At 55.1% G+C, this 14429-nt stretch carries 17 protein-coding genes; 5 read left to right on the top strand and 12 right to left on the bottom strand.

What is annotated here, in order from left to right; translation table 11 throughout:
* Nucleotides 1-27 precede the first annotated feature (27 nt).
* The gene (locus tag HK11_RS07600; RefSeq protein ID WP_233133375.1) at nt 28-1644 is read right to left on the bottom strand and encodes a DUF1073 domain-containing protein; all 1617 of its coding nucleotides are present in this window, start codon (nt 1642-1644) and stop codon (nt 28-30) included.
* 66 nt (nt 1645-1710) lie between these two features.
* A complete protein-coding gene (locus HK11_RS07595; RefSeq protein ID WP_086554754.1) occupies nt 1711-1956 on the bottom strand; it encodes a hypothetical protein in 246 nt (81 codons plus the stop codon).
* Between the two features lie 280 nt (nt 1957-2236).
* Here HK11_RS07595 and HK11_RS07590 point away from each other — a divergent pair, with 280 nt between their 5' ends.
* Complete coding sequence (locus tag HK11_RS07590; RefSeq protein ID WP_198943241.1) at nt 2237-3304, top strand: rhodanese-related sulfurtransferase; 1068 nt, start codon at nt 2237-2239, stop codon at nt 3302-3304.
* Between the two features lie 28 nt (nt 3305-3332).
* Here the strand turns inward: HK11_RS07590 and terL are convergent, their stop codons facing one another.
* Genes terL through HK11_RS07575 form a run of 3 tightly spaced genes read right to left on the bottom strand, consistent with a single transcriptional unit; the run spans nt 3333 to nt 5439 of the window.
* Nucleotides 3333-4775: a phage terminase large subunit gene (gene terL / locus HK11_RS07585; protein WP_086554753.1), complete on the bottom strand. Its 1443-nt coding sequence runs from the start codon at nt 4773-4775 to the stop codon at nt 3333-3335.
* Nucleotides 4723-5019, bottom strand: a complete 297-nt coding sequence (locus tag HK11_RS12580; RefSeq protein WP_233133374.1) for a hypothetical protein — start codon at nt 5017-5019, stop codon at nt 4723-4725. Before HK11_RS12580 ends, terL begins: the two co-directional genes overlap by 53 nt.
* Before the next feature lie 6 nt (nt 5020-5025).
* Entirely contained in the window at nt 5026-5439 is a 414-nt protein-coding gene (locus HK11_RS07575) for a hypothetical protein (protein WP_143216361.1), read from the bottom strand.
* A gap of 227 nt (nt 5440-5666) precedes the next feature.
* On the opposite strand from HK11_RS07575, the gene HK11_RS07570 reads away from it, so the two are divergent.
* Nucleotides 5667-6284 (top strand): hypothetical protein, encoded by a 618-nt coding sequence (locus tag HK11_RS07570; protein ID WP_086554751.1) that lies wholly within the window; start codon nt 5667-5669, stop codon nt 6282-6284.
* Here the strand turns inward: HK11_RS07570 and HK11_RS12190 are convergent.
* From HK11_RS12190 to HK11_RS07550, 5 genes are all read right to left on the bottom strand, one after another.
* A complete protein-coding gene (locus tag HK11_RS12190; protein WP_143216360.1) occupies nt 6253-6459 on the bottom strand; it encodes a hypothetical protein in 207 nt (68 codons plus the stop codon). The genes HK11_RS07570 and HK11_RS12190 overlap by 32 nt on opposite strands.
* Nucleotides 6460-6525: 66 nt before the next feature.
* On the bottom strand, nt 6526-7053 hold the full coding sequence (locus tag HK11_RS07565) for a hypothetical protein (RefSeq protein WP_233133372.1): 528 nt from the start codon (nt 7051-7053) through the stop codon (nt 6526-6528).
* A gap of 39 nt (nt 7054-7092) precedes the next feature.
* A complete protein-coding gene (locus HK11_RS07560) occupies nt 7093-7566 on the bottom strand; it encodes a hypothetical protein (RefSeq protein ID WP_086554750.1) in 474 nt (157 codons plus the stop codon).
* Nucleotides 7567-7698: 132 nt separating this feature from the next.
* Nucleotides 7699-8013 (bottom strand): hypothetical protein, encoded by a 315-nt coding sequence (locus HK11_RS07555; RefSeq protein ID WP_233133370.1) that lies wholly within the window; start codon nt 8011-8013, stop codon nt 7699-7701.
* Nucleotides 8010-8384: a hypothetical protein gene (locus tag HK11_RS07550; RefSeq protein ID WP_086554749.1), complete on the bottom strand. Its 375-nt coding sequence runs from the start codon at nt 8382-8384 to the stop codon at nt 8010-8012. The genes HK11_RS07555 and HK11_RS07550 overlap by 4 nt, the downstream gene beginning before the upstream one ends.
* A 346-nt stretch (nt 8385-8730) precedes the next feature.
* On the opposite strand from HK11_RS07550, the gene HK11_RS07545 reads away from it, so the two are divergent.
* Entirely contained in the window at nt 8731-9447 is a 717-nt protein-coding gene (locus tag HK11_RS07545) for a LexA family transcriptional regulator (RefSeq protein ID WP_086554748.1), read from the top strand.
* A 23-nt stretch (nt 9448-9470) separates the two neighbouring features.
* Here HK11_RS07545 and HK11_RS07540 read toward each other — a convergent pair whose 3' ends face one another.
* On the bottom strand, nt 9471-10370 hold the full coding sequence (locus HK11_RS07540) for a LysR family transcriptional regulator (RefSeq protein ID WP_086554747.1): 900 nt from the start codon (nt 10368-10370) through the stop codon (nt 9471-9473).
* Nucleotides 10371-10479: 109 nt separating this feature from the next.
* Here HK11_RS07540 and HK11_RS07535 point away from each other — a divergent pair, with 109 nt between their 5' ends.
* Complete coding sequence (locus HK11_RS07535; protein WP_086554746.1) at nt 10480-11589, top strand: NADH:flavin oxidoreductase/NADH oxidase; 1110 nt, start codon at nt 10480-10482, stop codon at nt 11587-11589.
* A 142-nt stretch (nt 11590-11731) separates the two neighbouring features.
* Nucleotides 11732-12028 carry a hypothetical protein gene (locus tag HK11_RS07530; RefSeq protein ID WP_143216359.1) on the top strand — a complete coding sequence of 99 codons (297 nt, stop codon included), beginning with the start codon at nt 11732-11734 and terminating at the stop codon, nt 12026-12028.
* Between the two features lie 88 nt (nt 12029-12116).
* Here the strand turns inward: HK11_RS07530 and HK11_RS07525 are convergent, their stop codons facing one another.
* Nucleotides 12117-14426 (bottom strand): FdhF/YdeP family oxidoreductase, encoded by a 2310-nt coding sequence (locus HK11_RS07525; RefSeq protein ID WP_086554744.1) that lies wholly within the window; start codon nt 14424-14426, stop codon nt 12117-12119.
* Nucleotides 14427-14429 lie beyond the last annotated feature (3 nt).

Raw genomic sequence — 14429 nt, 5'->3', positions numbered from 1 at the left:
ATTTTTTCCTTTAAGGGTAATGTCATATCACCCCTGGGGGACAGAAATACCCGCATACTGCCCTGACGGGTCATGCGCTGTGCGGCGGCGGGCCTCTGCCGGGGTCACAACACCCGCCCGGATGTTACGCTCATCAATCTCGGTGCGGGTCTTTTCAACGTCGGCCTGTGTCCGGGCATCCATCTGCCACAGGCTGCGAAAGCTGAACGAGATATCGGGGTCAGTCTCACCCCACAGGCTGAGCATTGCCATATGCATGATGGTGGTCAGCGCAGGGCGGAACGTATTTTCCTGATACGCGCTGATCCGGTCATAAAAAACCCTGATCTCTCCCTCCGCCGAAGCATTCAGGCCTGCTGGTGTAATGCCTGCAAATTTGACCAGAGGCTCCTGAGCGACGCTGCACATCTGCTCCTGTGCCTGTGCCTGCAGGCGGTCAAGCCCTGCAAGCGGGGCTGCCAGAAGGTCAAGCTTTTCGCGCTCTTTATCGAGCACAAACGTGCCACGGTTAGAGCGAAAACGGTTAAAGGCCTCCACACGTCCCAGCAGCCCTTCCGGGTCCTGGGTGTAGGCGGTCATGTCAGTTGAGAGGGCAACCACCGAAAACGCATTGAGCAGGTCGGAGACAGACTGACGGGTACGCACCCAGTTTTCAACATAAGGGCGGGCCATCTGACTTAATGAAACACCGCCAAAATTATAAGCCGGTTTAAGCAGGTCGGGCACCTGGCGCGAAACAAACCGCAGCAGGCGCGTGCTATGCACACGCTGCCCCTGCACCCACCAGTGTGTGGGGGCATAAAAATCAGCACTCAGCGGGTTTGTGGTGGAGTAGCTGTCTGCCATCGTCCACACAGGCTCTACCGCCCTGAGGGCACGCAGCATGCCTTTACGAAAGGTCTCAGGTCTGAGCAGCAGCGGTGTTTCATTTATGCTCTGCCCCGTATCAGCATAAAGCAGCCCCATGCCATAATAACCGTCATACTCGGCCATGCTGCGCAGGGCCTGACGGACCTCGAGGCGGGTAAATTCTGCTTCAAGCTCTGCAATGCGGGCATGTTTGTCAGTGCCACCACGGGCATGAAAGGCAATCCACTCCCGCGTGGACTCAGTGGCGATCACTTCCACCATGTGGCGGTATTCTGCCCGCTGTGCCAGCTCTGCCAGTACCGGATACCCCGGAAAAGCCGTACCGTCAGCCTGCGCGCGGGTTAGCCAGTCAGGCTGCATGGCGGAGGAGGAAAAAGCACTGTCATGTGCCTGTATTGCCCCGCCACGCACCCCTGCGGGCGGCTGATAGGGACGAAACAGGGCGCTGCGTTCAGCACCTGCCTGCCCCCCGGCAGCACGCAGGGCCTGAGCCATATCCTGCGGGAAAGGAGCACCCTGCCCCCTGCCCTGCTGTGACCTGAAGCGTTCAGCCTGAGGCACGCTGCCCAGATATGGCTCGCGCCTGTCTGACTGCCCGGCCGCCAAGGCAGCCTTTGTGCGCCCCCCCCATAAGACGGGAAAGAGAAAAGCCGGCAGGCCCTGATGATAACACTCGCGACATGAGCCTTTTTCTTCCTTGCTGGCATAATGGAGGCATGGCGCAGGCCAATAAAAAAAGGGCCACTCACACCAGCCCCCGCGGGAAACCGGCATGAATGACCCTTTGTCAGCGCATCAGCCCCGATAAGGCTTAACGCTGCGACCTGCTATAAAAAGCCCTCAGGCTTCGTCTACGTCGTCCCAGTCTTCTTCGTCGCCTTCAAAAACAGGCTCGACTGTTACAACACCACTTTCTTTCTGCTGCAGACTTTCTGCCTGCTCAGTGGCGTCTTCTTCATTTTCATAAAGTCTGGCTTCATCAAGCTCAGCGTCCCACTCACTATGGAGTGTCCAGAATGAATACTCACCCTGCTCATCTTCAAGCTGAATGATGTACCCTGCAATAACTTCGTCCTGTTCCTGCACGTGCTGATTCCTTAGCGACTCAAATGACTGGCATAACCTACTCTATAAATCTTTTATCAGGCATTATGAAAAAAAATATCACTGAACGCATTTATAAAGAAAAAATAGCCTTTCAGGCCAAAACTTCTCCCCATGCCACTTGCAGCACCGGCAAAACAGGGAGTAAATCTGGCCTGACCTGCCTGGCAGGCCACGATATAACAAACGCGTGATTGCGGTGATAAACCGGCCTGTGCTGCCTCTAACCGGACTGCAATCCCTGATACCGGATGCTGTCATGATGACGAACACACCTTCTGCCCCCGACACTCACACCGAATCCCTCCCTTTTCGTGTCGCGGCTCTTTACCGCTTTACCCCTTTTGAAAATGCCGAGGCCCTGCGTGCGCCCCTGCGCGCCGTATGCGATGCGCAGGGTGTAAAAGGTATTCTGCTGCTTGCACGCGAAGGCATTAACGGCACTATTGCCGGCACAGACGAAGGTATTGAAGCCGTTTTAGCGCATATCCGCACGTTGCCAGGCTGTGCCGAAATTGAAGTCAAATTCTCACGTGCCCCCGCCATGCCCTTCCTGCGCATGAAAGTGCGCCTTAAGGCTGAAATCGTGACGATGGGTGTGCCAGACCTCGACCCGCGCTCTGAAGTCGGTACTTATCTCGACCCGAAAGAATGGAACGCGCTGCTCAGTGACCCCGACACCGTGCTGATAGACACCCGCAACGACTACGAGGTGGCTGTTGGCACGTTTAAAGGGGCGATTGACCCGGACATTAAAACCTTTCGCGAGTTTCCTCAGTGGCTGCGTGACAAACGCGAAGCCCTTGAGGCCGAAGGCCGCAAACCACGCATTGCCATGTTCTGCACCGGGGGAATTCGCTGCGAAAAATCAACCGCCTTTGCCAAAGCTGAAGGCCTGGATGAGGTCTATCACCTCAAAGGTGGCATTTTAAAATATCTTGAAACCATGCCGCAGGAAGAAAGCCTGTGGGAGGGTGAATGTTTTGTGTTTGACCAGCGCGTAACCGTGCGCCACGGACTTGAACCAGGCAACCTGACTCTGTGCCATGCCTGCCGTGCCCCGCTGGATGAAGATGACCTTGCCTCTCCGCTTTATGAGGCCGGCATCTGCTGCCCGCACTGCCATAAAGACAGAACCGACAAACAGCGTGCCCGCTATGCTGAGCGCGAACGCCAGACCCACCTGGCAGAGCAGCGCGGCGAGGCGCATCTGGGTGCCGAAATGGCTGAGGTACGTGCCAAAAAGCACCGTGCCCGTAAAGAGGAAAGAGAACGCCAGCGCGCCCTGCGTGAGAGGGCCGCACAGGCCGGGGGCGAACACGCACAGTAAGCACCAGGCCGCCCTGCCCTGCTCCCCTTCAGATATGAGAGAGGAAAGCAGGGCTGAACTGAGGCAGTGCGAGTGTGCCAGCCAGGGCAGCAAAAGCCCCGGCAGCTGCATCCACCTGGTCATCATGCCCGCCGGCAGGAAAAAGCGACAGCTCCTCTAAAAAATGTGCAGTCCAGGAGGCGCGCTGAACAAGAACATTGCCCGCATTGACCTGTGCGGCAAAAGGGGCCGCCCGTGTGGCTTTATCGCCCGTTTCACGCACAGCCCGCACCCGATACCCCGCCAGGCGCCCGGCCAGATAGCGCACCTGTGCCACACCCGCCTGCCCGGGGTCCTGGGGCAGAATAATCTCAGTGGCCGCTCCATCCTGCGAGGCCGTGGCCAGCAAAGCCGCCTCAACCTGAGCGGGGTCTCCGCGCAGGCGCACAACATCAGCCACAGCATAGCGACCATCTGGCAGGCGGGTCATTTTCACTCCCGCTGTCCAGTCAGACCTGTTGCGGGTTGTCGCAGCTAAATCCCACCGCCGCACGCTCTGCCCCTGTGCTGGCAGAGCATCATGCACCGTCATCAGAGCTGTGCTGAACAAATGCCCCTCAGCCGGCACTGGCCGCTGCTGGTAAAGAGCGCTCCACTCACGCTCCCCCACAGCCAGGCGCAGATCATGCAGCGCCTGAGGCGCAAAGGCCTCGGGCCACAGCACAGCACCTGGCAGACGCCCGAGCGCATCAGGGGTTTCCTGCTCCTCCGCCATAGCGGGCAGCGAGAGCACCTCCCACGCCTCACCCGTGCCATTTTTCATATCAGCCAGCAAACGCCCGGCCAGATCATCAGGTGACCAGCGGGTCATGGCCAGCACAATAGCACCACCCGGCATAAGCCGCGTACGCAACACTGAACGATACCACTCCCACACAGCCTGACGACGTAAGGGGCTTTCAGCCTCCTGACGGTCTTTTACCGGGTCATCAATCAGAGCAAGATGAGCACCGCGCCCGGTCAGCCCGCCTCCGGTGCCGGTTGCAGTATAACTGCCCCCCACCGCAGTATGCCAGGTGTCACGTGCTGCACTGTCTGCCGCCAGGCTGACAGCGGGAAACAATGCCGTAAACCCTGGTGAAGCCACAAGATTACGCACCGTGCGCCCGAAGTCCTGGGCGAGAGTGGCGCTATACGCCGCACAGATCACCTGCCTGTCAGGGTACTGCCCCAGATACCACGCCGGAAAACGCCTGCTTATCAGCTCAGATTTGCCATGCCGGGGGGGCATAAACACCATCAGCCGGGTGATCTCACCCCGTGCAACGGCATCAAGTCTGGCACATAACAGACGATGATGCGCCCCGCACCGGTAACCAGCCATTGTGCGACGTGTAAATGCCTCAAGCCCTGCGCGGGCTTCTGCCCTGCTGGTCAGCTCATTGCGAACTGCCTGCCGCACATGACTGTATAAGATGCGTGAGCTCTTCATCTGAATATTCTTCTGCCCCTTTACACATCACCGCGCTGACCGACATGCCGGTCAGTTTAGGATGCACATAAGGTGCCGCTACTTTTGCAGCTTCAAACTGGCGGTCGGTCACAGTGTCATCACCACGCATAATGCGCAGAAAAATATCAAGCGGAGTCTCGGTCGAGCGCACCCTGCGCCGCCGTGCGGGCGCGGCCGGGGCCTCCCCCTGCGGCAGAGCTCTGACTACAGGCTTACGGGGCATAATCCCTCATGAAAATGTCATATAATTTTTGTGTTTTTTATAAGATGAAAGCATATAAGGCCGCGGCTGCGACCTGCCTGACTCATCTTCAGAATGCTGACACAGTATCTCAGTTCTGAGAGTAGCCTGCATATGACTGATAAAAGCCTGCGGCAACGATGCGACTTTAACCAGCCCCCGGCTATGCTTACGCCATACAGGGCGGCATCGTATCAGCGCGCCCTCACCACAGCCTGGCACCGGCACAACAGATGGTGGCAGCATAAGGTCAGCACCGTGGCGGGTCAGCGGAGCTGCAGGCACCGGGCACAGCAACACAGACTGGCCGCGTTTTTGCATAATAACCCAGCAGGTTGCCGCCGAGAGCACAACATGCCCCACAGCCAGCTGACCTGCACAGGAAGCAGAATGTGATATCATCTGTTCTCTCCTGAAAAAGAAGAAAAAAGCGGCGCAGGCCCGGCCACCTGACCGGGGCAGAGCCTGCTGCGTCAGGCAGTTTTTTTGTGATGATGCCTGAGAGATAAGCCTGACCACGCGCGCAGACAATTTTTTTATTAAAAGAAAAACAATTTATAAAAACCATTTAATATACAGGTTTTTTTCTTATTATTTCGATTCTATAAATACTGCAAAGGAGAAACATAATGAGCTCAAATAAAAAAACAGAGGATAAATGGCCCAGGATAGATTTCAATTCATGCAAATCTGATGAAACAGACGAAATAAATAAAACACTCAAAACTTATCTCGAAATAACAAAAGATACCAACAAACAAATAGTTGAAGGTGCAAGAAACACTTACACAAAAAGCACTTCTATTTTAACGCAATCATCAACTTTTTCTCTTTCTGCAATTGGCGCATTTTTTTACATCACCCAGGAATCAAATAAAAATTTCTCTCCCACTTTTTTACCCTATATAAAAATATTTTTAATAATATCTGCTGTAATGTGGATTGCATCAGCAATCTGCGCCGCGGCCGGACTATGGGCGCAAACACTGGGCGCAACCTCCCCCACAGAAGATAATTTTAAAGATTCTGCTATGTTCACATCTTCATTAGCTGAAGTACAATATTACCTTTTAAAGGTTAATTTTGAAAGTATTTCAAAAAGCAGAAAAGGAGCAAAAAAAGCAAAGTGGTGTCAGAACCTGGCAGTGACACTGCTTGCGTCTGCACCACTTTGCGCTTTGGCTATCAGTGTTATTTTATATTTTTTATTGCCTGCTATTTATGGCCTTCTTCCTTACCTTCGGTGATTATGCAATTGACTTTTTTGTTTTGCAGTGTTGTCTGCTTGGCATCCTCCTTAAAATTTTCCGTTCCTATACAATTCACTGGCTTCCCCTGAAGTGTTGAGGACGAAACCGACGAAGAAACATTTACATTTGAAGTATTTGTTTTTTCGTCACTTTTTTCTTTTTTTTCTGACATAAAAACTCCTGCATTATCTACTCTATAAATACCATACATATTCTTCATTTAAATTCAATTTTATTTTTAATTACTCTTTCTCTCTTTCGTAGCTTTACGCTGTACTTCCTCAAACGCTTCGAGCTGCTCAAGCAGCAAAGCACATTGTGCCGCTACCTTGCGCTGTGCAGAACTGGCCGACAAAGCAGGAAACAGCGCGCTGCCCATTGCACGAAACGACAGCTCGTCAACCAGCATCATACGCAGGCGCTGGTGTGCGCACAGTCCCAGAGCCTCGCGCACCAGTGTTACCCGTGTCATAGCCTGAGCCCGCAAAAGCTGCCATGACACCTGGTCATGACGGGTGAGTGAAACACGCTGAAAATTTTCAGGCCATTCGGTATAATTGCAGTATCCGAATACATAATTCTGATACCATCTCTCTCCGGCATCAGCGGCTGACTGTGTAATATCTCCGGCATGAAGCAAGGCCTGCACAGTGCGCAGCACCCGCGCCGGTGCAGACGTAGTTATAAAATCAGAGTGCTGCAGACGTTCCGCCGTCGGGCCATTCAACTCATCCGTGCGTGCCACAAATCCAGTCTGAACAGGCATGATCCTCTTTCCTTATTCATGAGAAAAATAATTTAAATTTCAGTGATTTTTTAAAGACTTCATCAGCTTCCGGCAGCCTTCCTCATCGCGGCGCAGGGCGGTGTCAAACGGTACAAGCAGCGTATAAAGCTCGCTGGGGCTGGGCCAGCGTGCCCCGGCATAATAGTCATTACGCGGGGGCTGACGCACCCATGCCATGCGGGCTGAGCGGTTCCACACACCGGCGGCAAGCTCGCCACACACCTCAAAAATTGCGGCACACCGGGCCGCAGCACTGTCACCCCCTGGCGGGTTTGTCACCAGCCCCCCCAGTTTTTTAAGCCAGGCTGCATAATGCTCAAGCTCAGCCATCAGCGCAGGGGAGAGATCACGCCGCAGCACGGGTGTACCAGCCAGGCACACAGCAAAAGCCGCACGCAATGCGGCACAGGGGGGCTGATAACCAGCAACCACAGCCTGCTCTGACAGCACGCTATGAGCTGACCGCGCAAAGGCGCCAGACACCATTTCCATCGTGCTATATTCCTTCCATATCAGGCACATTGCGCCAGGCATCCATACGCACGGCATGAGGCTGACGGCCTGTAACGCTGCGTGCCGCACCCTGATACACCGTGCTTTCAAGCCGGCGGCGCAGGGCACCCTCTATCCAGGCGACGGGTTCGGCCGGGCGAAAGCGGCTGCACTCGCACAGCCCTCAGCACTGGTGCTGTACACACCAGCCTGGCCAAGTTCTGCCATTAAACGCACCACCTGGCGGGCTGCTACACCCGTCATCACCGCAAGCTGCCGCGGCTGCAAAGGCTGCCCGTTAAGGCACAGATGGCCATAAGGCTCCGCCTCGTGCATCAGGCAAAGCAGGCGCATCCATAACCCCTGGGCAGCAAGCGAACACAGGCGCAAAGCGGCATCCTGCTCATAATCCTGCCACCAGAATTTTGACCACCGGCGCCGGCTCATACAAAATCCCTCCAGTGTTCAAGGCCGCGCCACAGGCCGCGCATTGCCACAGGGTGGCCGGGAGGCAGCGGCTCAGGGTCACGGAACATGCCGCACATCATAAGCTCCTCGCCCTCCTCCTCAGAGGCAGGGTCACGCAGTTCGCTCAGGGCCTGCTCGTAGCGCATCAGGGCCTGGCGCACGCCCTCCATACAGCGCCCTGAGCGCCTGCCAATCTGACGCAGAGAGAAACCGGCACGGCGCAGCGACACCATGTGCCACACATGGGCAGCACTCGTGCATGAGCGTGCAGCTATGCGGCTGGCGGCATCAGGCGGTACAGAGTCGGAGGATACAACCATGGGGGGAATTGTCACATTATTGGGTGACACATCACAACCTCCGGACGCAGAAAAACTAACATCCTGCTTTGTCACATACTGCCGGGGATGATGAGAGGGAAGCTTCCTTCTTTTTCGACATACTCCTCTGAAAGGAAAATCTTTTTTTAATGAATTTTCCCTATGCTTTGCAGAAAGCATACCTGATAAATCAGAAGAGGAAGGAATGGCGTGCATTGTCAGTTTTCCCTGTCATGAACGTAAAAGCCGTTCTCCTCGAATCAGGCAGAAGGCTTGTTTTATAAGTAGTGTGACCTATCACATTTGGTCAAGCCCGAAATATGTGATATCTCCCTTTCTCCCCTTTTTCATTTACCCACATGAAATAGTCAGCATCATGATACGCTCGTCCGTTGCCAGTGAACTTGAACGCCGCATGCGCCTGCTTGGCCTGACACAGAAAGCTCTGGCCAGAAATGCAGGTGTGGGAGACACTTATGTTCGTGATATTCTCAAAGGTAAGTCCCGCAACCCCGGGGGAGAAAAGCTTGAACGCGTTGCCGCCATTCTTGGCTGCACAGCGCGCGACCTGCTCTTTCCCGGCAGCGGGGGGAAACGAGCTGAAAGCAGCAGGTGCGAGACGGAGTATGTGCTCCAGCCTGACCTGCCGGCTGTTACCAGTGACCTCAACCCGCCAGGATATGTAGCCGTGCCTTTTCTTTCTGTCCGGGCAGGAGCCGGCGGGGGCCGCTATGTGGAAGACACGCTGCTTGGCCGCCCTAAATTTTTTGAAGAAGAATTTGTTCGTGGTGCACTGAATGCTGCCCCTGCTGACCTCAGAGTTATTGAGGTTGAGGGCCAGTCGATGGACCCTGTGCTGCATAATGGCGATATGGTGCTGATCGATACACGCAAAACATCTATTATCGAGCCAGGTATTTTCGTGCTTTTTGACGGAGATGGTGTGGTGTGCAAATGGGTTGAGCGTGCCCATGGCACATCAGAGCCGATGGTGCGTATTAAATCAGAAAACCCGCGTTTCAGCCCGTATGATGTGCCCGCCGACCAGGTGCAGATTCTGGGGCGGGTTGTGTGGTTTGCCCGCAAACTGTGAACTGAAAAATGCGGCTGGCCTTTTTATGCCAGCTCACGCTCCAGACGGCTGGCCATAAACTGCACAAAAACACGCACTTTGGGCAGATACTGCCGGCTGGATGGCCATAGCAGACTAACCGCACGTTCGTCATAAACGCAGGCATCAAAAACAGCGGTGAGCTTACCTGCTTTGAGGTTTTCACTCACAATCAGGTCGGGCAGCAGGGCAATACCCTGGTCGCCCATCACCATACTCAGCAGCGTGCTGACATTATTGGCCACTGCCGACTGTGGCAGCTCAGGGCGCAGGCTCTGCCCGTTATGCAAAAAGGTCCAGGGCGAAAGGCGGCCTGTTGTGGGGTAGCGATAACGCAGGCAGCGATGCGCTGTCAGGTCGCTGACCTGCTGCGGGTGGCCATAACGGGCAATATAAGCCGGAGTAGCCACCAGCTGATGCCTGAACCCCTTGAGACGGCGCATTCTGAGGCGTGAATCTTCCACTGTGCCAATACGCATCACGACATCAAACCCCTCCTCCACCACATTGACCAGGCGGTCACTGAAGTCGAGATCAAGCTCAATCTCAGGATACTCGCTCTGAAACGCGATAATATGATGCATCATCTCTGTGCCCATACTGGGAAAACCCACACGCAGCCGCCCCACCGGTGCGGTTGTAACCTCCCCCATCTCCTCACGTGCGGCTTCATACTCAGCAAAAATACGATGGCAGCGCACCAGAAACTTCTCGCCCTCAGCCGTCAGGGCAATGGCCCGTGTTGAGCGATAAAACAGCCTGACCTCAAGCCCGGCTTCAAGGCGGGCGATAGTGCGCCCGATAGCTGAGGAGGAAATACCCAGTCTGCGCCCTGCTTCTTTAAAACTGCCGGTTTCAGCAGCCTGCACAAAAGCCTCGAGTGCAGCAAAATGCGGTGATGACATGATTGCGTTTCAGTTCGTTATGTTCGAACGATTAGGCCATTTATTGTTGCCTGCGCAATACCTAACTTAAGGGCGTTACCACGTTACATGACATTGAGGAGTTTTTCTTATGGCCTCTCCCGCCCTGCTAAAGCCTTTTACGCTTAAAGACATTACCCTGCGCAACCGCGTGGCTGTGCCGCCAATGTGCCAGTATATCGCCACCGATGGCATGCCTAATGACGGCCACCATGTTCATTATGGCGCACTGTCACGGGGGGGAGCCGGCGTTGTGGTCGTTGAAGCCACGGCTGTTGCCCCTGAAGGGCGTATCACCCCGGGCTGCCTCGGCCTGTGGAATGATGAACAGAAAGAAGCCTTTGTTCCCGTTGTAAAAGCCATTAAAGACGGCGGGGCGGTGCCTGGAATTCAGATCGCACATGCAGGCCGCAAAGCCAGCGCGAACATCCCCTGGGAAGGCGATGACCATATTCCCGAAAGCGACCCGCGCAGCTGGCAGACCATTGCCCCTTCAGCCATTGCGTTTGGTGCGCACCTGCCACGCACACCCAAAGCAATGACCACTGACGATATTGCAACGGTTAAGCAGCAGTTTGCTGATGCCGCACGCCGCGCCCTTGAAGCCGGGTTTGAATGGATCGAGCTGCATTTTGCCCATGGCTACCTGGCACAGAGCTTTTTTTCAGAATACACCAACCAGCGCACCGATGCTTATGGTGGCAGCCTTGAAAACCGCTGCCGTTTTCTGATTGAAACTCTGGCTGAGGTCAAAAAAGTCTGGCCTGAGCACCTGCCGCTGACGGCCCGCTTTGGCGTAATTGAATTTGACGGCCGCGATGAGGAAACATTTGCCAACTCGCTGTATCTGATCAAACGCCTGAAAAAAGAAGGCCTTGATCTGCTCAGTGTCAGCATGGGCTTTACTATCCCTGATGTGCACATCCCCTGGGGGCCTGGCTTTATGGCGCCTTATGCCGAGCGTGTGCGTAAAGAAGCCGGCATACCTGTCACCACCGCATGGGGCTTTGAGGTGCCTGCCGTAGCTGAGCAGGCTGTCGCTGAAGAGAGGCTTGACCTTGTCTCTGTCGGGCGGGCGCATCTTGCCAACCCGCACTGGACATATGCCGCAGCAAAAGCCCTGCGGGCCGACCGCGCCGCATGGGTTTTACCTCCGTCCTATGCGCGCTGGCTTGAGCGTTACAGCCTGGGTCAGTTTTAATATTGTCTGATCTGAAATAAAAAAACCTGCATATCCGGATGTACTATAATCCGGCTCTGTGCAGGTCTTTTTTTTGCGCATGTCTGTGCTGGTCAGTGGCAGAACAAAGCCCTCCCCTCTCTACAGTGCCGGAGGTTGCCTTATGTCTCTCTCTCGCCATGTCTGCGACGATGCGCCCCGCATGGCGCCGCTGCCGGGCACACACGCCTGGTATTGCCAGCAGGAACGCACAGACTGCGCCACCCTGACCGATATTGCCCGCCATATTAAAACACTTGCAGCGCGCCTGCGCCCGCAGATTGACAGTCTTTATCTTGCCTCTGCCCCGCTGGCCGCCCTTGAGTGCTGTGACACACTGACCGCCCTGGCGGAAGAAATTGAGCGTGATGACATCATGACGCTGCATGAAGCATATGCCTGCACGGTGCAGAGCTGTTAAGCCCCGCACTGTCAGACAACGCCATGAGACCGCCTGGCAACCGCCCCCTTACGCAACGGGAGGCAGCACACCATAGCAGGCTGTTTATTTAACCTGCGATCCTGATCGGAGTGGCTTCGGCCTCAGCCGCACTGGCCACCACCCGAACGGGAATAGACTTGGCGGCAGGGGTACCGCTCACCTTATCAAAATACTCAAGTGGCAAAAGCGGGTTCAGCTCAGGGTAATACCCGGCAATGGCCCCGCGTGGCATGGGGTAGTCAACCACGCTCAGACCATCAACATGGCGGCGATATCCGTCCTCCGTGCAGGTTTCAAGCACAATGACCGACCCGTTGGCCAGGCCACGCTCTTTCATGTCATCACGGTTCATAAACACCACCATGCGGGTGTTATACACGCCACGATAACGGTCGCTGTTGCTATAGATCGTGGTATTATACTGATCGTGAGAGCGGATCGTCGCCAGGCGCAGCATGCCAGGTTCGGCCACCACATCATTCACCTCAAGGCCGGGCAGCACAAAGATATTGGCTTTACCGGTCTCTGTTTTCCACACACGGCGGCGGGGTGCCACGTCAAGGTGCAGACCTTTAGGGTGTTTGATCCGCTCAGAAAAGTCAGCATAAATCTCGGGGTAAACCGCCGCAATTTTATCGCGGATGAGGGAGTAATCCTCCTGATAGGCCGCCCAGTCCAGGCGGGACTCAGGCAGTGTTGCCATAGCCATGCGGCACACAATTTCAGTCTCTGGCAGAGCCTGCGGGCTGACCGGGTCAAACACCCCGCGTGAAGCTGTGACATTTGACATCGCATCTTCAATCGTGACGAACTGCTCACCCGCACTGGTGATAATCCGCTCAGAGCGAGAAACAACGGGCAGAATAAGCGCATCTTTACCATGTACCAGGTGGCCGCGGTTCAGCTTGGTGGTAATGCCAACGGTCAGGTTAAGGCGCGACATAGCCGCATATGACCGCTCAGTGTCAGGCATCGCACGAATGAAATTACCACCCATGCCAATAAAGACCTTAGCGGTGCCGGCCTCCATCGCCTCAAGCGATTCAACGGCATGGTGGCCGTGCTCACGCGGGGGTTCAAAGCCAAACACATCGCGCACTTTGTCGAGATAGGCCTGAGTGGGTTTTTCATCAATACCCACAGTGCGGTCACCCTGCACGTTGGAATGGCCACGTATAGGGGCAATGCCTGCACCAGGTTTGCCAAAATTGCCACGCAGCATCAGCAGGTTTGCGACCTGCTGCACAAGGTTTGAACCTTTCTGATGCTGGGTAATGCCCATGCCATAACAGATGATCGTAGCGTTAGATTTCTGGTAAATAGCAGCAAGTTTGCGGATCTGCTCCTCTGACACGCCAGAAATGCGGGTAATATCAGCCCAGTCATAACTCAGCGCATCGGCACGCAGCTCTTCAAGACCCAGCGTGTGCTCTGCCAGAAACTCTTTATCAAGTGCGTCTTCACCGCGGGCATCAGCTTCAAACAGAACCTTCATAATGCCTTTGAAAATGGCAAGGTCACCGCCAATGCGCACATGCACAAACTCGTTCGAGATCGCGGTTGAGCCCATGGTTGCCATCTTCACCATATCCTGCGGCTCAGTAAAGCGGATCAGCGCACGCTCTGGCATCGGGTTAATGAGCACAATGGGGATGCCACGCTTACGAGCTTCAACCAGATTGGTCATCATACGCGGTGAGTTAGTACCGGTGTTCTGCCCTACGACAAAAATAGCCTCGGCGTGCTCAAAGTCTGCCATGACAATGGTGCCCTTGCCCACACCCAGAGCCGGAGCCAGGCCACGGCTTGTTGGCTCATGGCACATATTAGAGCAGTCGGGGAAATTGTTGGTGCCGAACTCGCGCACAAAAATAGAGTAGAGAAACGCAGTCTCGTTAGCTGTGCGGCCTGATGTATAAAACTCGGCCTGGTCGGGGCTGTCGAGCGAGCGGAGGTGCCGGCCGATCATGGCAAAGGCATCATCCCACGAGACGGGCACATATTTGTCAGTTGCAGCGTCATAGCGCATGGGCTCAGTAAGCCGCCCCTGCATTTCGAGCCAGTAATCGCTTTTTTCCATCAGCTGCGTGACGGTAAATTCTTCAAAAAAATCGGCCGTGATGCGGGCCTTTGTCGCCTCGTGCGCCAGTGCCTTGGCACCGTTTTCACAAAATTCGAGTGTTTTGCGCTCGTCAGGGTCAGGGAAAGCACAGCTGGGGCATTTAAACCCGCCAGGCTGGTTCATAGCCAGCAAGCCGCGAGAGCCTTTAACCAGCACACTCTGCTCCATAAGCACTTTGGCCGTCGCCCCGGCCGCCCCCCAGCCACCCGCCGGATGGTGATAGGGTTTAAAGAGGGCTTCTTTCTCTTGGCTCATGAT

This window comes from Acetobacter sp. DmW_043 (assembly GCF_002153485.1).
GTDB lineage: Bacteria > Pseudomonadota > Alphaproteobacteria > Acetobacterales > Acetobacteraceae > Acetobacter > Acetobacter thailandicus.
This window is presented reverse-complemented; position numbering and strand designations above follow the sequence as displayed.

Coding starts and splice junctions, on each gene's coding strand:
- HK11_RS07600 (WP_233133375.1), bottom strand. CDS start 1,644: ATGCCGGTTTCCCGCGGGGGCTGGTGTGAGTGGCCCTTTTTTTATTGG.
- HK11_RS07590 (WP_198943241.1), top strand. CDS start 2,237: ATGACGAACACACCTTCTGCCCCCGACACTCACACCGAATCCCTCCCT.
- terL (WP_086554753.1), bottom strand. CDS start 4,775: ATGAAGAGCTCACGCATCTTATACAGTCATGTGCGGCAGGCAGTTCGC.
- HK11_RS12580 (WP_233133374.1), bottom strand. CDS start 5,019: ATGCCCCGTAAGCCTGTAGTCAGAGCTCTGCCGCAGGGGGAGGCCCCG.
- HK11_RS07575 (WP_143216361.1), bottom strand. CDS start 5,439: ATGATATCACATTCTGCTTCCTGTGCAGGTCAGCTGGCTGTGGGGCAT.
- HK11_RS07570 (WP_086554751.1), top strand. CDS start 5,667: ATGAGCTCAAATAAAAAAACAGAGGATAAATGGCCCAGGATAGATTTC.
- HK11_RS12190 (WP_143216360.1), bottom strand. CDS start 6,459: ATGTCAGAAAAAAAAGAAAAAAGTGACGAAAAAACAAATACTTCAAAT.
- HK11_RS07565 (WP_233133372.1), bottom strand. CDS start 7,053: ATGCCTGTTCAGACTGGATTTGTGGCACGCACGGATGAGTTGAATGGC.
- HK11_RS07560 (WP_086554750.1), bottom strand. CDS start 7,566: ATGGAAATGGTGTCTGGCGCCTTTGCGCGGTCAGCTCATAGCGTGCTG.
- HK11_RS07555 (WP_233133370.1), bottom strand. CDS start 8,013: ATGAGCCGGCGCCGGTGGTCAAAATTCTGGTGGCAGGATTATGAGCAG.
- HK11_RS07545 (WP_086554748.1), top strand. CDS start 8,731: ATGATACGCTCGTCCGTTGCCAGTGAACTTGAACGCCGCATGCGCCTG.
- HK11_RS07540 (WP_086554747.1), bottom strand. CDS start 10,370: ATGTCATCACCGCATTTTGCTGCACTCGAGGCTTTTGTGCAGGCTGCT.
- HK11_RS07535 (WP_086554746.1), top strand. CDS start 10,480: ATGGCCTCTCCCGCCCTGCTAAAGCCTTTTACGCTTAAAGACATTACC.
- HK11_RS07530 (WP_143216359.1), top strand. CDS start 11,732: ATGTCTCTCTCTCGCCATGTCTGCGACGATGCGCCCCGCATGGCGCCG.
- HK11_RS07525 (WP_086554744.1), bottom strand. CDS start 14,426: ATGAGCCAAGAGAAAGAAGCCCTCTTTAAACCCTATCACCATCCGGCG.